This window comes from Raoultella sp., from assembly GCF_039594335.1.
In the GTDB taxonomy this organism is placed as follows: Bacteria; Pseudomonadota; Gammaproteobacteria; order Enterobacterales; family Enterobacteriaceae; genus Klebsiella.
Window position 1 is genome coordinate 19,111 of the sequence record NZ_JBCNNS010000014.1, and the last position, 17,661, is coordinate 36,771.

14 protein-coding genes are annotated in these 17,661 nt (G+C 56.0%); 9 read left to right on the forward strand and 5 right to left on the reverse strand.

Going from position 1 to position 17,661, the window contains the following annotated elements:
* Positions 1-12: 12 nt before the first annotated feature.
* The 5 genes from bamC (at position 13) to ypfH (ending at position 5,784) form a co-directional block, all read left to right on the forward strand.
* The gene (gene bamC / locus ACZAHD_RS03845; RefSeq protein WP_462455605.1) at positions 13-1,047 is read left to right on the forward strand and encodes an outer membrane protein assembly factor BamC; all 1,035 of its coding nucleotides are present in this window, start codon (positions 13-15) and stop codon (positions 1,045-1,047) included.
* Positions 1,048-1,276: 229 nt separating this feature from the next.
* Positions 1,277-1,990, forward strand: coding sequence for a phosphoribosylaminoimidazolesuccinocarboxamide synthase (gene purC / locus ACZAHD_RS03850; protein ID WP_462455606.1), 714 nt, complete (start codon positions 1,277-1,279; stop codon positions 1,988-1,990).
* A 136-nt stretch (positions 1,991-2,126) separates the two neighbouring features.
* Entirely contained in the window at positions 2,127-2,996 is an 870-nt protein-coding gene (gene ypfJ / locus ACZAHD_RS03855; RefSeq protein ID WP_462455607.1) for a KPN_02809 family neutral zinc metallopeptidase, read from the forward strand.
* A 12-nt stretch (positions 2,997-3,008) separates the two neighbouring features.
* The gene (locus ACZAHD_RS03860) at positions 3,009-5,009 is read left to right on the forward strand and encodes a tRNA(Met) cytidine acetyltransferase TmcA (RefSeq protein ID WP_462455608.1); all 2,001 of its coding nucleotides are present in this window, start codon (positions 3,009-3,011) and stop codon (positions 5,007-5,009) included.
* 76 nt (positions 5,010-5,085) lie between these two features.
* Positions 5,086-5,784 (forward strand): esterase, encoded by a 699-nt coding sequence (ypfH, locus tag ACZAHD_RS03865; RefSeq protein ID WP_462455609.1) that lies wholly within the window; start codon positions 5,086-5,088, stop codon positions 5,782-5,784.
* A gap of 99 nt (positions 5,785-5,883) precedes the next feature.
* Here the strand turns inward: ypfH and ACZAHD_RS03870 are convergent, their stop codons facing one another.
* From ACZAHD_RS03870 to ACZAHD_RS03880, 3 genes are read right to left on the reverse strand one after another with little or no spacing between them, the layout of a single operon-like run.
* Entirely contained in the window at positions 5,884-6,084 is a 201-nt protein-coding gene (locus tag ACZAHD_RS03870) for a YpfN family protein (protein ID WP_462455610.1), read from the reverse strand.
* Positions 6,085-6,113: 29 nt separating this feature from the next.
* The gene (dapE, locus tag ACZAHD_RS03875) at positions 6,114-7,241 is read right to left on the reverse strand and encodes a succinyl-diaminopimelate desuccinylase (protein WP_462455611.1); all 1,128 of its coding nucleotides are present in this window, start codon (positions 7,239-7,241) and stop codon (positions 6,114-6,116) included.
* Between the two features lie 3 nt (positions 7,242-7,244).
* Entirely contained in the window at positions 7,245-7,601 is a 357-nt protein-coding gene (locus tag ACZAHD_RS03880; protein ID WP_462455612.1) for an ArsC family reductase, read from the reverse strand.
* A 408-nt stretch (positions 7,602-8,009) separates the two neighbouring features.
* Between ACZAHD_RS03880 and ypfM the strand changes: the two genes are divergently transcribed.
* Entirely contained in the window at positions 8,010-8,069 is a 60-nt protein-coding gene (gene ypfM, locus ACZAHD_RS03885) for a protein YpfM (RefSeq protein ID WP_100181659.1), read from the forward strand.
* Positions 8,070-8,207: 138 nt separating this feature from the next.
* Here ypfM and acrD read toward each other — a convergent pair whose 3' ends face one another.
* On the reverse strand, positions 8,208-11,321 hold the full coding sequence (gene acrD, locus ACZAHD_RS03890) for a multidrug efflux RND transporter permease AcrD (protein ID WP_462455613.1): 3,114 nt from the start codon (positions 11,319-11,321) through the stop codon (positions 8,208-8,210).
* Between the two features lie 379 nt (positions 11,322-11,700).
* On the opposite strand from acrD, the gene aegA reads away from it, so the two are divergent.
* From aegA to ACZAHD_RS03905, 3 genes are all read left to right on the forward strand, one after another.
* Positions 11,701-13,683, forward strand: coding sequence for a formate-dependent uric acid utilization protein AegA (gene aegA, locus ACZAHD_RS03895; protein WP_462455614.1), 1,983 nt, complete (start codon positions 11,701-11,703; stop codon positions 13,681-13,683).
* A 57-nt stretch (positions 13,684-13,740) separates the two neighbouring features.
* Positions 13,741-14,337 carry a GDP-mannose pyrophosphatase NudK gene (gene nudK / locus ACZAHD_RS03900; RefSeq protein ID WP_462455615.1) on the forward strand — a complete coding sequence of 199 codons (597 nt, stop codon included), beginning with the start codon at positions 13,741-13,743 and terminating at the stop codon, positions 14,335-14,337.
* Between the two features lie 66 nt (positions 14,338-14,403).
* Complete coding sequence (locus ACZAHD_RS03905) at positions 14,404-15,471, forward strand: DUF1176 domain-containing protein (RefSeq protein WP_462455616.1); 1,068 nt, start codon at positions 14,404-14,406, stop codon at positions 15,469-15,471.
* Here ACZAHD_RS03905 and tkt read toward each other — a convergent pair.
* Positions 15,440-17,434: a transketolase gene (gene tkt, locus ACZAHD_RS03910; protein WP_462455617.1), complete on the reverse strand. Its 1,995-nt coding sequence runs from the start codon at positions 17,432-17,434 to the stop codon at positions 15,440-15,442. The two genes, ACZAHD_RS03905 and tkt, sit on opposite strands and share 32 nt — an antisense overlap.
* Positions 17,435-17,661: the final 227 nt, after the last annotated feature.

Consider the following 17,661-nt stretch of genomic DNA (forward strand, 5'->3'; position numbering starts at 1 on the left):
TAGGGAGATTTGATGGCTTACTCAGTACAGAAGTCGCGCCTGACGAAGGTTGCGGGTGTTTCATTGGTCCTGCTTCTCGCGGCCTGTAGTTCCGACTCACGCTACAAACGTCAGGTGGGAGGCGATGAGGCCTATCTTCAAGCTACGCCGCTCAGTGAACTGCACGCACCTGCGGGCATGATTCTGCCGGTTCAGGTTGGTGATTATAATATTCCTGTTGCAACCAGCGCAGGCGCAGTGGGCAAAGCTCTGGACATCCGCCCTCCGGCTCAGCCTCTGGCACTGGTGAGCGGCGCTCGTACTCAGTTTACTGGTGATACCGCCACGCTGATGGTTGAGAACGGTCGTAGCGGTTCGCTGTGGGCGCAGGTAGCCAGCATCGTACAGTCTAAGAACTATGTCATCACCAAACGTGACGATGCCAGCCAGACGCTGAATACCGACTGGGTTGAATGGAATCGCCTCGATGAAGACCAGCAGTATCGTGGTCGCTATCAAATCTCAGTGAAACCGCAGGGTTATCAGCAGGCGGTTATCGTGAAGCTGGTGAACCTTGAGCAGGCCGGGAAACCGGTATCCGATCCGGCTTCTCTGCAACGCTATAGCACGTCGATGCTGAACGTCATTTCCGAGGGTCTGGATATGAACGCCACCAGCGCGCAGAATGCGGCGCAGAAAAATGCCGGTGCGACCTTCGATGTGCAGAGCGCTGCCGACGATACGGGTCTGCCAATGCTGGTTGTTCGCGCACCATTCAACATGGTGTGGCAACGTCTGCCGGGCGCATTGGAAAAAGTGGGCATGAAGGTGACGGATAGCACTCGCTCGCAAGGCAGCATGGCGCTGACCTACAAGCCGCTGTCCGACAGCAGCTGGCAGGCGCTGGGTGCCAGCGATCCGCAACTGGTATCAGGTGACTACAAACTGCAGGTCGGCGACCTTGATAACCGCAGCAGTCTGCAGTTCATCGACCCGAAAGGCCATACGTTGACACAGTCGCAGAATGACGCCTTGGTCGCCGTATTCCAGGCCGCATTCAGTAAGTAATAAACAGGGCTGGAGCAATCCAGCCCTTTTTCATGTATAGTGACGCAAACGTGTGCGTGTACACATCATCCTTCAAATTGTCTCTTTGTTGGCTTCCTTCGTTCATCCCAGTCACTTACTGATGTAAGCTCCTGGGGATTCGCTTAGTTGTCGCCTCGATACACTTTGAATGATTTCGTGTACCGGCGGAAACGTATTTTTTGACTTAATATCACTGGAGTGGTGAAAGATGAAAAAGCAAGCTGAGTTGTATCGTGGTAAAGCGAAAACCGTTTACAGCACGGAGAATCCGGACCTGCTGGTACTCGAATTCCGTAACGATACTTCAGCAGGAGATGGCGCTCGCATTGAGCAGTTCGATCGTAAAGGCATGGTGAACAACAAATTTAACCATTTCATTATGAGCAAACTGGAAGAAGCCGGCATCCCAACTCAGATGGAAGCACTGCTCTCCGATACCGAATGTCTGGTTAAAAAGCTGGAGATGGTTCCGGTGGAGTGCGTGGTCCGTAACCGCGCCGCCGGTTCTCTGGTTAAACGTCTGGGTATTGAAGAAGGGATTGAACTCAATCCTCCGCTGTTTGACCTGTTCCTGAAAAATGATGCGATGCACGATCCGATGGTCAACGAGTCTTACTGCGAGACTTTTGGCTGGGTAAGCAAAAAGAATCTGGCACGCATGCAGGAACTGACTTTCAAAGCCAACGACGTATTGAAAAAGCTGTTTGATGACGCCGGCCTGATCCTGGTCGATTTCAAGCTGGAGTTTGGTCTGTTCAAGGGCGAAGTGGTGCTGGGCGACGAGTTTTCACCAGATGGCAGCCGTCTGTGGGATAAAAATACCCTCGATAAAATGGACAAAGACCGCTTCCGCCAGAGCCTCGGTGGCCTGATTGAGGCCTACGAAGAAGTGGCTCATCGCCTTGGCGTTAAGCTCGACTAATCCTCCCTTCGCCAGAAGGTCGCTCTACCTTCTGGCGCTCTACCTTCTGGCGCTCTTCTTGTTGTTTCCTGTGGTAATTTTCCTTTTAAGCGCCTACGATCTCTCATATTCGTGAATATGTTATGTTGAGGTGCCTATGCGCTGGCAAGGGCGTCGCGAGAGCGACAATGTGGAAGACAGACGAAATAGTTCGGGGTCGCCAATGGGCGGCGGCGGTGGTTTTCGCCTCCCCAGCGGCAAGGGCGGTATCGTCCTGCTGATTATCGTGCTGGTTGCGGGCTATTACGGCGTTGACTTAACCGGCATGTTGACGGGAGAACCGATCGGCCAGCAGCAAACGACGACCCAGCGTTCTGTCAGCCCGAAAGATGATGAAGCTGCGAAGTTTACCTCGGTTATCCTGGCGACAACCGAAGATACCTGGGGGCCCATTTTTGAAAAGATGGGGCGTCAGTATCCGCAGCCGAAGCTGGTGCTTTATCGCGGCGCCACCCGGACTGGCTGTGGAACCGGGCAATCGGTCATGGGGCCGTTCTACTGCCCGACGGACAGCACGGTCTATATTGACCTCTCTTTCTATGACGAAATGAAGAATAAGCTGGGGGCGGATGGCGATTTTGCTCAGGGCTATGTTATCGCCCATGAAGTCGGCCACCACGTGCAAAAGCTGCTGGGGATTGAATCGAAAGTGCGCCAGTTGCAGCAGAATGCCTCGCCGACGGAAGTAAACCGCCTGTCGGTGAAAATGGAGCTGCAGGCCGACTGTTTTGCCGGTGTCTGGGGCCATAATATGCAGAAGCAGAATGTGCTGGAGACCGGCGACCTGCAGGAAGCCCTCAATGCCGCAGAAGCGATCGGCGACGATCGCCTGCAACAACAAAGCCAAGGACGCGTGGTTCCGGACAGCTTTACCCACGGTACTTCGCAGCAGCGCTATACCTGGTTTAAGCGCGGTTTTGACAGCGGAGACCCGGCGCAGTGCAATACATTTGGTCATGCGCTCTGATCGCCGTTGTAAATGGATCAATTACTTAACCTGACGGCGCGGATGGCGCAGCAGGGCATTCGACGTCTGCTGGTGCTCAGCGGCGACGATGCATGGTGCCTGCAGCAGGCGCTGCCGCTGCGTAAACGGCTGGCCGGCGACGGTTTGTGGGTGGGTCCGCAGCCCATGGAAGAGCCCTGTATCTCGCCGGAGGCCCTCAAATCTCTGCTCGGCCGTGAATACAATCATGCCTTCTTTGATGCCCGCAGCGGCTTTGACGCGGCGGCTTTTGCTGCCCTGAGCGGGACGTTGAAAGCGGGAAGCTGGCTGATCCTGCTGACGCCGTCTTTCGCCTGTTGGCCAACGCGGCCAGATACGGATTCTCAGCGCTGGAGCGACGCGCCGGAGCCTATTCCCACTCCCCATTTTGTCCACCGTTTTTGCCAGCGGGTCTGCGCGAATCCTGAGGCGATCGTCTGGCGCCAGAATGAGCCGCTGACGCTACCGGACGACGTGCCACGACCGCTCTGGCACCCGGCTGACGGTCATCCTCAGGTCGGACAGGCCGCTATTCTGGCCAGTCTGAGCGCACTCCCTGCGGGCATTGCCGTGGTTACCGCCGAGCGTGGGCGAGGAAAATCCGCACTGGCGGGAATGTTGATACGTCAGCTGGCGGGCGATGCTATCGTCACCGCCCCAGCGCGCGGAGCGACCGAGGTGATGGCGACGTTCGCCGGCGACGATTTTCGCTTTATGGCGCCGGATGCGTTGTTGGCCAGCAATGCTCAGGCATCATGGCTGATCGTTGATGAAGCGGCCGCCATTCCTGGGCCGCTGCTTCGCCAGTTGGTCGCCCGTTTTCCTCGCACCTTGCTGACCACCACGGTACAGGGCTATGAAGGCACCGGCCGCGGCTTTCTGCTCAAATTTTGTGCCAGCTTTCCCCATCTGCGCCAGTTTAGTCTGCTTGCTCCTATCCGCTGGGCACTTGGCTGTCCGCTGGAAGCATTGGTCAGTGAATTACTCCTGTTTGGTGATGAAACCTTTACGCAATCTCCAACGGGGGAGGTAACGTTTGAGGCGGTGGGGCAGGACAGCTGGCAACAGCAGGACGGGCTGGCCGAGGCTATGTATCAGCTGCTCTCCGGCGCACATTACCGCACATCGCCGCTGGATTTGCGGCGGATGATGGATGCGCCGGGTCAGCATTTTACCTGCGCCCGCACGAACAACGGTGTGGCCGGAGCTCTATGGCGGGTAGAGGAGGGGGGGCTTGACCCTGCGCTTAGCCGGGCGGTATGGGCCGGTTTTCGCCGCCCACGCGGTAATCTGGTGGCGCAGTCGCTGGCGGCCCACGGTGGAAGCCCGCTGGCGGCCACGCTACTGGCGCAGCGAATCACCCGTATCGCTGTGCACCCGACCCGCCAGCGTGAGGGGCTTGGTCAGGCTCTGGTCGCCCGGGCGGTAGCGCAAAGCCACGGTCTCGATTATCTATCGGTCAGCTTTGGCTATACGCCAGAGCTAGAGCGCTTCTGGCGGCGCTGCGGTTTTACGCTGGTGCGTTTAGGTACCCATCGAGAGGCAAGCAGCGGGTGCTACACGGCGATGGCGCTTTATCCGTTAAGCTCTGCGGGGCACGAACTGGTGCTGCGGGAGTCGCAGCGTCTGGCGCGCGATGAGTTCTGGCTGTGGGAGTGGCGGGAAGCGTTATTCCCGCAGCCGGTGGCGCCAGCAGCTATGCTTACGGATGACGACTGGCTGGATGTGGCGGGCTTCGCGTTTGCCCATCGCCCGCTGCTGGCGGTGGTGGGCAGCCTTAACCGTCTGCTGCTACACACCGGGCTGCCGCTTCCGGCACTTCGCGCCCGTTTGCAACGCCAGGATGAAGCGAAGATTTGCGCCGGGCTGCGTCTGTTGGGACGCAAAGCGCTGTTGGTCAGGCTGCGCGAAGAAGCGGGACTGGCGCTGTTGAGCCTCGACGCATTGCGGGCGCAGAAGCTACGCCAGCAGCTCCGGGAACTGCAATTTTTTTAACTAACTCATTCAGTTAAATGTCATGGTCATATTCCGCGTGCGGCGTAAACTGCCCACGTAAACTAAGGAGACAGCCATGAAACACGACCATTTTATTGTGCAAAGCCCTGCGACACCTGCCCAACAGCTGCTGTTGCTGTTTCATGGCGTCGGTGATAATCCGGTTTCAATGGGACAAATCGGCAGTCTGTTTGCGCCGCAGTTCCCGGATGCGCTGATCGTTAGCATCGGTGGTGCGGAACCTTGCGGTCCGCCGCCGGGCCGTCAGTGGTTCTCGGTGCAGGGCGTGACGGAGGAAAACCGCCAGTCGCGTATTGATTCCATTATGTCGACCTTTATTGAGATCGTTCGCTACTGGCAGAAACAGAGTGGCGTCGGTCCGCGGGCGACGGCGCTGATTGGTTTCTCGCAGGGGGCGATTATGTCTCTGGAGAGTATCAAAGCCCAGCCGGGGCTGGCATCGCGGGTTATCGCCTTTAACGGACGGTATGCGACGCTTCCGCAGTCGGCGACCACTGCGACAACCATCCATCTGATTCACGGCGGCGAGGATCGCGTTATCGATCTGGCGTGGGCGGTTTCGGCTCAGGAGGCGCTTCAGCAGACTGGCGGCGATGTGACGCTGGATATTGTCGAGGATCTGGGGCATGCGATTGACGATCGCAGCATACAGTTTGCCCTTGAACGTCTGCGCTATACCGTGCCGAAGCACTATTTTGACGAGGCGTTAAGCGGTAGTACGCCGAAAGACGACGATATTATCGAATTGCTCTAATCGACTATTATCTCGCGAACGTACTCCCCGGATAAGGCGTATCACGCCGCTATCCGGGGCATTCCCGGCGGTGTAGGATTGGCCGGGAGGCGGGATATATTACTTCTTCGGCTGGTCGTGCTTCGGCCAGTCGTCGTCATCGTCCCACTTATCGTTACAATCGCGATGGGGCGGCAGTTCCGGCTTATTGGCGAGGAACTTTTTGTGGTCAACGCGATTAAGATCCTTAATCACGTTAATCATGACGCCCAGCAAAAATACCAATACCAGAATCCACCAGTGGTTGATTAGCCATTCCATGTGCGCTTCCTCTTTTCAGGTCGAGGTCGTCAGGCGACCAGTTGTTCCATGATGCGTTGATACATCCGCGCCAGCAGCTGCAGGTCGGCGGCGTTAACACATTCATTGATTTTGTGAATGGTAGCATTCACCGGTCCCAGCTCAACCACCTGCGCACCCATGCGAGCGATAAAGCGACCGTCAGAGGTACCGCCGTTGGTCAGCAGTTGGGGTTTGATCTCATTATAGTGCTCAATGGCGTTCACCACCGCGTCGACCAGTTTGCCACGGTTGGTAAGGAACGGCTGGCCAGATAGCCACCAGTCCAGGGTATAGCGCAGCTGATATTTATCCAGCAGCTCGACGACGCGGGCTTTAATCATTTCATCGGTCAGTTCGGTGCTAAAGCGGAAGTTGAACTGAACATACATGTCGCCGGGGATCACGTTATTGCTCCCGGTCCCCGCCTGCACGTTGGCTATCTGCATGCTGGTAGGGGGGAAGAATTCATTGCCTTTATCCCACTCGATCCCCACCAGCTCCGACAGCATAGGGGCCGCGCGGTGCACAGGGTTATCGGCGAGATGCGGATACGCGACATGGCCCTGAACACCGTGAATGGTCAGGTTGCAGGTGAGCGAGCCACGACGACCGTTTTTGACCACGTCGCCGACGACTTCGGTGCTTGACGGCTCGCCGACCAGGCAGTAGTCCAGGCGTTCGTTGCGGGCCATCAGCGCTTCGACGACTTTCACCGTTCCGTTGTGCGCGCTGGCCTCTTCATCAGAGGTGATCAAAAAGGCCAGACGACCTTGATGATTCGGGTTCTGGGCGACAAAACGCTCGGCAGCAACCACCATGGCTGCCAGCGAGCCTTTCATATCTGCCGCACCGCGGCCAAACAGCATGCCGTCGCGAATGGTGGGTTCGAAGGGCGGGTTAATCCAGCGGTCAGCGTCGCCGGCCGGAACAACATCGGTATGGCCGGCAAAGGCCAGCGTTTCACCGTGCCCACGCCAGGCCCAGAAGTTTTGGGTATCGCCGAAATCCATCGGTTCCACGGTAAAACCAATCGCACGCAGGCGTTCAATCATTAACGCCTGACATCCCGCATCATCGGGGCTGAGGGAAGGACGGCGAATAAGCTGCTGAGCCAGCTCAATGACCGGGCAAGACATAGACTATACCTCGTTAACAAGCTTCTTATAAGTGAGTTCACTGAAACCCAGCAGCATAGGCTGCCCGGGCGCGCAGAGCAATGGGCGTTTGATAATTGCCGGCATTTCCAGCATCAGCGCGGCGGCGGCATCGGCGTTATTGATACCGGCACGCACGGTTTCATCGAGTTTGCGCCAGGTTGTACCGCGCGTGTTGAGCAGTGCTTCCCAGCCCAGTTCGGCGATAAAGGTGTTTAATCGTTCGCGATCCAGGCCATCGGCCCGATAATCATGGAATTGATATGCAATCTGATTCGCCTCCAGCCAGCGGCGGGCCTTTTTAATGGTGTCGCAGTTTTTGATTCCGTACATCGTCAGCATAATGAAACCTTTTCTTTTACGTTGATTTACGTGATTGACTCAGAATTTTCTGAATACAGAAGGCTGTATAAAATAATACGTGAATCACGTGAATAAATATCCTTTTTCACCCTCTATGTATGCATTGGGCGAATATTGACCAGACCGCTAGCGATAATCAGTAAATCGCCTGCAGGTGGCGGATAAATGGACAGGATATCGGCAGTGGAAATTATCTGAAAACAGGCTTAATGTTGCGAAATGTTGCTATGCATCACATTAAATTTGCATTCTCAGGCTCATAGTAGCAGCAAATCAGAGAGATGATAGCGTAGAAGGGGTTACCAGCAATCGCAGCGATAACCTTGATGCACTTCCTTTCCCAAACCAATTTGCTTAAAATCACCCATAATAATAAGAGAGGCTATTATGATTGAACATGAACTAGGGAACTGGAAAGATTTTATTGAAGGCATGCTTCGGAAATAAAATCCTCAATGTGAGCAGGGTAATCGTACGGCTAAAATAATAGTCCGGCGGCTGTAAGCAGATAAAAAAAGGCGACTATTACAGTCGCCTTTTTGTTATTTCGCGGGGAAGACACGGGACGCTCAGGACCCTGCCGGGTTATTGCGGACGATCTTTTTGCGGGAAGCGTCGACGAACCAGCACGAAGAATAGCGGAACGAAAAAGATAGCCAGAATGGTGGCGGAAATCATCCCGCCCATCACCCCGGTGCCGACGGCATGCTGGCTAGCGGAACCGGCGCCGGTGCTGGTCGCCATCGGCAGGACCCCAAAAATAAAGGCCAGTGAAGTCATCAGGATCGGACGCAGACGCTGGCGACAGGCCGACAGTGTGGCGGCGAGCAAATCTTCCCCTTTCTCGTTTAGCTCATTAGCAAATTCGACGATCAGAATGGCGTTTTTCGCCGACAGGCCGATGACCGTTAGCAGACCAACCTGGAAGTAGACATCATTTTCAAGGCCGCGCATCCAGGTGGCCAGCAGGGCACCGATAACGCCCAGCGGCACCACCAGCATGACCGAAAAGGGGATAGACCAGCTTTCGTACAGCGCTGCCAGACACAAGAACACTACCAGTAGCGAAATGGCGTACAGTGCCGGTGCTTGCGCGCCTGACAGCCGTTCCTGATAGGACATGGCCGTCCAGTCGAGCCCAAAGCCGTTTGGCAACTGTCTGGTCAGCTCTTCCATGATATCCATCGCGGTACCGGTGCTGATGCCCGGAGCCGCTTCACCGATGATTTCCACCGCCGAGTAGCCGTTATAGCGTTCCAGACGCGGGGAGCCGGTTTGCCAGTGCGATGTGGCAAATGCCGAGAAGGGCACCATCGTGCCACTGCTGTTGCGTACGTACCACAGATTAATATCGTCAGGCAGCATGCGGTAAGGGGCGGCGGACTGGACGTAGACTTTCTTCACGCGGCCGCGGTCCATAAAATCGTTCACGTAGCTTGAGCCCCAGGCGGTTTGCAAGGTGTTGTTGATATCGTCAATCGCAACGCCCAGCGCCTGGGCTTTCCGCTGATCGATATCAATCTGCAGTTGCGGGCTATCGTCAAGGCCGTTATGGCGCACCCGGGTCAGTCGATCGTCTTTTGCCGCCAGATCGAGCAGCGTGTCGCGGGCTGCCATGAGGGCCTCGTGTCCGTTGCCGGCGTGGTCTTCAAGCTCCATATCAAAGCCGGCGGAACTGCCCAGCCCGCTGATTGCCGGTGGGTTAGTGGCAAAGACGCGCGCCTCGTTAATGTTGTTAAAGGCTTTTGTCGCACGTTCAATGATCGCAAACGAGGTGCCGGTTTTCGCATCGCGTTCACCCCAGTCTTTGAGGCGGATAAACATGCGCGCGACGTTCTGACCGTTGCCTCCCGGGCCAGAACCAACGGAGGCGAAAATCGAAGCAACGTTGGCCTGTTCATGGCTAAAGAAATAGTCCTCAACTTTTTGCACGACTTTTAAGGTCTGCTGTTGCGTTGCGCCGCTCGGCAACTGCACCGAGGTCAGGAACATGCCGCGGTCTTCCTGGGGCAGGAACGACGTCGGGAGGCGTAAGAACATAAAGACCATGCCCCCCAATAGCAGCGCGTAGATCACTATCCAGCGCAGCGAACGGTGAAGAATTTTGCCCACCGCGGTTTCGTAGCGGCTGGCGTTGCGGTTGAACATGCGGTTAAACCAGCCAAAGAAACCTTTTTTCCCGTGTTCTTCACCCTTCTTCATCGGTTTTAGCAAGGTGGCGCACAGTGCCGGGGTCAGGATCATGGCCACGAGTACCGACAGCACCATCGCCGAAACGATGGTAATAGAAAACTGGCGGTAAATGGCGCCAGTTGTGCCGCCAAAGAAGGCCATCGGGATAAAAACCGCCGACAGTACCATAGCGATCCCGACCAGCGCCCCCTGAATCTGGCCCATGGATTTTCGTGTCGCTTCACGCGGCGAAAGGCCCTCTTCGCTCATGATGCGCTCAACATTCTCGACGACCACGATGGCATCATCCACCAGCAGACCTATCGCCAGCACCATCGCGAACATCGTCAGGGTGTTGATACTGTAGCCGCAGGCAAACAGGATGGCGAAGGTCCCCATCAGGACCACTGGCACAGCAATCGTTGGGATGAGCGTTGCACGGATGTTTTGCAGGAACAGGTACATCACCAGGAAGACCAGCGCGATAGCTTCCAGCAAGGTTTTCACCACGTCATGGATAGAAGCCTTGACGAAGGAGGTGGTTTCATAGGCAATTTTATACTCAAGGCCGTGCGGGAAATATTGCGACAACTCGTCCAGGCGATTGAGCACCAGCTCCGCGGTCTGCATTTCGTTTGCCCCAGAGGCCAGTTGCACACCAAGGCCGGAGGCCGGGTTACGGTTATAGCGGCTGAGGTTATCGTAGCTTTCCGCGCCCAGTTCAACTTTCGCCACATCGCCAAGCGTCACCAGCGAACCGTCCGGATTAACCCGCAGCGTAATATCACGGAACTGCTGCGGCGTTTGTAGCAGCGACTGGGCGTTAATGGTGGCATTGAGCGACTGATTATTAACCGATGGCGTACCGCCAAGCTGGCCGACCGCAATCTGCGCATTCTGTGATTTGATGGCGTCGGTGACATCTTTCGCCGTCATCTGCACGCTAGTGAGTTTGGCCGGATCAAGCCAGATGCGCATTGAGTATTGCGAGCCGTAGGCTGTAATGTCGCCAACCCCGTTAACGCGGCTGAGCGGTTCCTGAATGTTACTGGCCACGTAGTCGGCGATATCCTGCTTATCCATGCTGCCGTCAGTAGACACGAACGCGATAGTCAGGATGTTGGTATCACCGGTTTTACGTACCGTCACCCCCTGATTTTGAACATCCTGAGGCAGTTTTTTGATTGCCGATTGCAGCTGGTTTTGTACCTGCTGCATGGCCTCGTTGGGATCCGTTCCGGCGGTAAAGGTCAGCGTAATCGTCGCCTGACCTGAAGAGCTGCTCTGGGAAGACATATACATCAGGTTATCGAGGCCAGTCATATTTTGTTCGATAACCTGAGTGACGGTATTTTCCAGCGTTTGTGCGGAAGCCCCCGGGTAATTGGCGGTAATGCGTACGTTAGGCGGCGCAAGATCGGGATACTGCTCAACGGGAAGTGACAAGATTGCGAGCGTTCCGGTCAGGCAGAGCAGGATCGCCAGAACCCACGCGAAAATGGGGCGATCGATAAAAAAATTCGCCATCAGAATTGAGACCTCATTGTGTACATTTTTGTTACCGCACAGTCTGTGACACTTTATAGGCAACTCCACGGACAAACGTGGAGAAATTAAGGAGATAGTGTAATTTATCGTGTGCCTTTAGCGACACCGTAAAGAACTCTCCGACTCGCTGCGCAAAAACTGCAGCTTACCCTGGTGTCTGTTTGTCTTCGTCAGATTTTTTTCTGCTTGCTACATTAAATAAAACGCAATTTCAGTTAACTCAAGGAATTTGATCCAAAACGGGTTATCGCCAGAAAAACGCTATTCCGGGCAAATGAACATTGTTCCTGCCCCGTTTTGTCGGGTAATAAATAGTCATGCGAATCGAGGGGTTATTAACCGAAGACCGAAGGATACCATGAACCACTTTATTATCAGCGATAGTCGCAAATGCATCGGCTGCAAAGCCTGCGAAGTGGCCTGCGTGATGGCACACAACGACGAACAGCACGTTCTGACCCCGCAGCGCTTCTTACCGCGCATTAGCGTGATGAAGCACGAGCAAAAACGTAACGCAATAACATGTCGCCATTGTGAAAGCGCCCCCTGTGCTCGCAGTTGCCCGAATGATGCCATTCGCCACATAAATGACAGCGTGCAGGTTGACGAGGAAAAGTGCATCGGCTGTAAATCCTGCATGGTGGCCTGTCCGTTTGGCGTCATGGAGATCGTGCTGTTACCGGCGGCAGCGGAGAAAGTGAAAGCCACTGCACATAAATGCGATCTGTGCAGTGGCCGTGAAGGCGGACCAGCCTGTGTGCAAAATTGTCCGGCGCAGGCGCTGCAGCTGGCGACGGAAGCGACCCTTTCTACGATGGCTAAACAGCGACGCCTGAGTACGGCGCGTCTGGATGCGCGGCCGTGGCATACCCATCCAGGTGATATGGCATTAGCGCAAGGTGGTGCAAAAGTCAGTCAAATGGCGGCAACTTCACTGCGTAGCGAGGCGGATAAACGGGCCGCGGCCGTCCGGAGGAGGGATTTCGCCGAGATCGTTCAGCCTTTTAACGCCGGGCAGGCCCAGCAGGCTTCGGAGCGCTGCCTACAGTGCGGGGAACACAGTATCTGCGAATGGACCTGTCCGCTGCATAACACGATTCCCCAGTGGATTGAACGGGTACACGCGGGGGATATCGACACTGCTGTGGCGCTGTCCCATCAGACCAACTGTCTGCCGGAGATAACTGGTCGCGTTTGCCCGCAGGATCGCCTGTGTGAAGGGGCCTGTACGCTACATGATGAACAGGGTGCGGTGACGATTGGCAACATTGAGCGCTATATCTCCGACCAGGCGCTGGCGCAAGGCTGGCGACCGAACCTCTCCCGGGTTGTCGACAGCGGAAAAAAAGTGGCCATTATCGGTGCCGGGCCTGCGGGGCTGGCCTGCGCTGACCGGTTGATCCGAAACGGCGTGCAGCCGGTGGTATTTGACCGTCATCCGGAAATTGGCGGTTTGCTGACTTTTGGCATTCCGGCTTTCAAGCTGGATAAGTCGCTGCTGGCCCGGCGACGGGAGATTTTTACTGAAATGGGTATCCGCTTTGAACTGAAGTGTGAAGTGGGCAAGGACGTGGCGTTAACCACATTGCTGGCCGGGTACGATGCGGTATTTGTCGGCGCCGGAACCTATCGTTCCATGAAAGCGGGGCTGCCGAATGAAGAAGCCTCGGGCGTTTATGACGCGCTGCCGTTCCTGATTGCCAATACTAAGCACGTCATGGGTCTAAGCGAGAAACCCGAAGAGCCTTTCATCAATACCCGAGGGCTGAATGTCGTGGTGCTGGGGGGCGGCGATACGGCAATGGATTGCGTGCGCACCGCGCTGCGTCACGGGGCGAAAAAGGTGACCTGTGCCTATCGTCGCGATGAGGTCAATATGCCGGGGTCGAAAAAAGAGGTGAAAAATGCCCGTGAAGAAGGGGCGGAGTTTGAATTTAACGTTCAGCCGGTGACGCTGGAACTGGATAGTGACGGTCGGGTTAACGGCATACGTTTTCTGCGCACGCAGCTGGGCGAGCCGGATGCACAGGGGCGACGCAGTCCATCGCCGTTGCCGGGCAGCGAGTTCGTGATGCCAGCCGATGCGGTGATCATGGCCTTTGGTTTCCACCCCCATGGGATGCCGTGGCTGGAGTCCGTCGGCGTACAGCTCGATAGCCGGGGGCGGATTAAGGCCAGCGTAGAGAGCCGCTACCGCTATCAGACCACGCACGACAAAATTTTTGCCGGCGGAGATGCCGTTCGCGGTGCCGATTTGGTGGTGACGGCGATGGCCGAAGGCCGCCATGCGGCACAGGGGATCATGGATTATCTCGGTGTAAAATCGGCCTTGCTTCACTAACGACAAACCCGGCTCTGCAGCGTAGTATGACAGTGTCATTCCACGCTGCGGGGCCGTATGTCACTCAACATCAACGTTATCAAAGATAAACTCCTCTCTGAGAACTACTTTATTTTGCGCAATATGACCTACGAGCTGACGCGTAGCGATGGCAGCGTGGTTCGTCATAAGCGCGAGGTTTACGATCGCGGCAACGGCGCCACGGTGCTGTTGTATAACCGCCGTAAGCAAACCGTCGTGTTGGTCCGTCAGTTTCGTGTCGCGACCTGGGTCAACGGTAACGAGGACGGAATGCTGATCGAAACCTGCGCCGGGTTGTTGGATAACGACGAGCCCGAAGCCTGCATCCGCAAAGAGGCCATCGAAGAGACCGGGTACGAAGTTGGCGAAGCGCATAAGCTGTTCGAGCTGTATATGTCTCCCGGCGGGGTGACCGAAATTGTTCATTTCTTTATCGCCGAGTACAGCGATGCGCAGCGCAAAACGCGCGGTGGTGGCGTTGAAGATGAAGATATCGACGTGCTGGAGCTGCCTTTCAGCCAGGCATTGCAGATGGTTGACAGCGGCGAGATACGCGATGGAAAGGCAGTGATCCTGCTGCAGTATCTGCAAACATCGGGACTGATGGCAGGGTTATCTGATAAATCTGATTGAGTAACGTGCTGCCGCTGGTGAAGATGACGGCTGTTTTGAGCGTTCTTCTCTGAGGTTGTGCCGCACATGCTTTATCGGGTTCTTTTTTTTCTGTTTTTCGGTTTGCTACCGACGTCGTGGGCGTGGGCGGCGCCGGTACAACAGCTGTTCGGCGACTGGCTGGTCACCTGCAATAATCAGAATTTCTGCGTCGCTCGCAACGTTGGTCTGCATCACGGACTGGTTATGACCCTCAGCCGCAGTGCCGGCGCCGTTACGGATGCCAGCCTGCGCATTGAGCTGGGGGGGATCGGTAACCCGGTTGCCGCCCTGGCGCCGATCGCGCCTCGTCTTTTGCTTGACGGTAAACCACTGGCCTTGACCGATAAACACTGGCAGGTTGCGGATAAGCTGATCAATACCGGGGATAGCGTGACGATCGATGCTTTTCTCCAGCAGGTGCAGAAAGGGCGGGCGATAACCCTGATTAACGGACTGCAAAGTATTTCTCTGCAAGGGCTGAAAGCTGCGTTGTTGTTTATTGATAGCCATCAAAAGCGTGTCGGCAGTGAAACCGCTTGGGTGGAGAAGGGCGAAGAGCCGCCGCTTAGCGTGCCGCCTGCGCCTGCGCTGCGAGCGGTGGGTAAAATCGACTTCTCGCAATCACCGCTCAGCCGGGATGAACTCAATGACCTGATGGATTACGGCAACGAGCGGATGAACAATAGCACCTGTTCGCTGGACCCTTTCCGCCGTGAGATTCGGGTTACCGCGTTGACGGAGGAGAAGGTGCTACTGATGGTCAGCTGCGAAGCTGGGGCCTACAACACCATCTGGCTGGCCTGGCTGGTGTCGCGCCAGCGGCCGTATGTGGCTCGCCAGGTTCGTCTGACGCTGCCCTTCCAGCCGCCTGGCAATGCGGCACGTGACATTGAACTGATTAATGCCAGTATTGATGAGCGACGGCACGAGCTGGTGACGTTGGATAAAGGGCGCGGCCCCGGCGATTGCGGGGTTCAGACCCGCTGGCGCTATGATGGTCAGCGGTTTAGCCTGGTCCGCTATGCGCAACAGCCGCAGTGCGATAACTGGCAGGGGCCAGATGCCTGGCCCACGCTATGGGTTACCCGTTACCTATCTCATCCGCAAGACTGACAATATGGTCGGCGGTGAAGCCAAAGAACGGGAAGAGTTTATCCGCTGGCGCCGATTCACCGAAGCTTCTCATTCCCACGATGGCGCCCTTCAGCCCAACATATTTATACCAGTAGTCGGCGATACCGGCCTCAACGGCAATTCTGGCACTGACGTTAGCCGGAAGAACCGACTCCCGGTATGCCTCATCTTGCGCATCGAAAACATCGGTTGAGGGCAGGGACACAACCCGCACGTTAACCCCTTTAGCGAGCAATTTTTCTGCCGCCTGCACGGTTATCTCCACTTCGGAACCGGTGGCTATCAGGATTAAATCCGGTTTGCCCCCCGCATCTTTCAGTACGTAGCCGCCGCGGGCAATATTCTGTACCTGTTGCGGTGTTCGCGCCATTTGCGCCAGATTTTGCCGCGACAGAATCAGCGCGGTGGGGCCGGTTTGTCGTTCAATCGCCGCCTGCCACGCGACCGCCGTTTCGACCTGATCGCAGGGGCGCCAGGTGCTGAAGTTTGGTGTCAGTCGCAGACTGGCGAGCTGTTCGACCGCCTGATGAGTGGGACCATCTTCCCCGAGCCCAATCGAATCATGGGTATAGACCATAATCTGTCTGGCCTTCATTAGTGCCGCCATTCGTGCCGCGTTACGCGCATATTCGACGAACATCAGGAAGGTGGATGTATATGGGATAAAGCCGCCATGGAGGGCAATTCCGTTGCCGATTGCCGTCATGCCGAACTCACGTACGCCATAATGAATATAGTTGCCCGCGATGTCCTCTTTAATGGATGTTGACCCGGACCAGATGGTGAGGTTGCTCGGCGCCAGATCCGCCGACCCGCCCAGCAATTCGGGCAGCATCGGGCCATAGGCGTTCAGGGCGTTTTGCGACGCTTTACGGCTGGCAATTTTCGCCGGCTCGGCCTGCAATTGCGCGATATAATTGTGTACCGTATTGCCCCAGTTCTCGGGCAGAGCGCCGTCCATTCTGCGTTTCAGCTCCGCCGCCAGGTCAGGATACTGCTGCTGATAAGCGGCGAACTGCTGATTCCACGTCTGTTCTGCCTGTTCGCCGCGCGGTCGGGCATCCCATTGCTGATAAATCTCTTTGGGGATCTCGAACGGCGGATATTTCCAGCCCAGCTTCTCGCGGGTTAACGCCACCTCTTTTTCCCCCAGCGCTGCACCGTGGGACTCTTCCGAACCGGCTTTATTCGGTGAGCCATAGCCAATCACGGTGCGGCAAATGATCAGTGAAGGTTTATCCGTGACGCTTTGCGCCTCGAGAATCGCCTGTTTCACTGCCTGCGGGTCGTGGCCGTCAATATCGCCAATCACGTGCCAGTGATAGGCCCGAAAGCGCGCGGCAGTATCGTCGCTGAACCAGCCATCGGTTTTACCATCGATTGAGATGCCGTTATGGTCGTAGAAGCCAATGAGCTTGCCGAGACCCAGCGTGCCCGCCAGTGAGCTGGCTTCGTGGGAAATCCCCTCCATCAGACAGCCATCGCCCATAAACACCCAGATATAGTGATCGACGATGTCATGACCGGGACGGTTAAATTGCGCCGCCAGCGTGCGCTCGGCAATCGCCATGCCGACGGCGTTGGCCAGCCCCTGACCAAGCGGGCCAGTTGTGGTCTCGACACCGGGAGTATAGCCGTGCTCCGGGTGACCGGGCGTTTTCGAATGTAACTGGCGAAAGTTTTTCAATTCGGATAGCGGCAGATCATAGCCGGTCAGATGCAGCAAGCTATACAGCAGCATGGACGCATGACCGTTTGAGAGCACAAAGCGGTCACGGTCGTACCAGTGCGGATTCCCGGGATTGTGTTTAAGGAAATCATTCCACAGGACTTCGGCGATATCCGCCATCCCCATCGGGGCGCCAGGGTGGCCGGAGTTAGCTTTTTGTACGGCGTCCATGCTCAGGGCGCGAATGGCGTTGGCAAGTTCTCTTCGGGACATAATGGACTCCTGAAACAAGATGTTGCATGAGTTTTTGTTGATTGTCGGTCGAGACGTTTATGGGATGGATAACTAAAAAGCATAGCAGACGGGATTATGATTGCTTTCGAAATCAGGTTACATAAATGTTATGAATCGATAACAAATATACTATTTGCAATGACGAGAGTTTGGCGGCGTTCAAAGTTTGAAAAGCCATCAGGCGAGATACTATGCGCCACATTAGG

What these genes read in the sequence shown, in the direction of transcription:
- bamC (WP_462455605.1), top strand. Translation starts at nt 13, where the DNA reads ATGGCTTACTCAGTACAGAAGTCGCGCCTGACGAAGGTTGCGGGTGTT.
- purC (WP_462455606.1), top strand. Translation starts at nt 1,277, where the DNA reads ATGAAAAAGCAAGCTGAGTTGTATCGTGGTAAAGCGAAAACCGTTTAC.
- ypfJ (WP_462455607.1), top strand. Translation starts at nt 2,127, where the DNA reads ATGCGCTGGCAAGGGCGTCGCGAGAGCGACAATGTGGAAGACAGACGA.
- ACZAHD_RS03860 (WP_462455608.1), top strand. Translation starts at nt 3,009, where the DNA reads ATGGATCAATTACTTAACCTGACGGCGCGGATGGCGCAGCAGGGCATT.
- ypfH (WP_462455609.1), top strand. Translation starts at nt 5,086, where the DNA reads ATGAAACACGACCATTTTATTGTGCAAAGCCCTGCGACACCTGCCCAA.
- ACZAHD_RS03870 (WP_462455610.1), bottom strand. Translation starts at nt 6,084, where the DNA reads ATGGAATGGCTAATCAACCACTGGTGGATTCTGGTATTGGTATTTTTG.
- dapE (WP_462455611.1), bottom strand. Translation starts at nt 7,241, where the DNA reads ATGTCTTGCCCGGTCATTGAGCTGGCTCAGCAGCTTATTCGCCGTCCT.
- ACZAHD_RS03880 (WP_462455612.1), bottom strand. Translation starts at nt 7,601, where the DNA reads ATGCTGACGATGTACGGAATCAAAAACTGCGACACCATTAAAAAGGCC.
- acrD (WP_462455613.1), bottom strand. Translation starts at nt 11,321, where the DNA reads ATGGCGAATTTTTTTATCGATCGCCCCATTTTCGCGTGGGTTCTGGCG.
- aegA (WP_462455614.1), top strand. Translation starts at nt 11,701, where the DNA reads ATGAACCACTTTATTATCAGCGATAGTCGCAAATGCATCGGCTGCAAA.
- nudK (WP_462455615.1), top strand. Translation starts at nt 13,741, where the DNA reads ATGTCACTCAACATCAACGTTATCAAAGATAAACTCCTCTCTGAGAAC.
- ACZAHD_RS03905 (WP_462455616.1), top strand. Translation starts at nt 14,404, where the DNA reads ATGCTTTATCGGGTTCTTTTTTTTCTGTTTTTCGGTTTGCTACCGACG.
- tkt (WP_462455617.1), bottom strand. Translation starts at nt 17,434, where the DNA reads ATGTCCCGAAGAGAACTTGCCAACGCCATTCGCGCCCTGAGCATGGAC.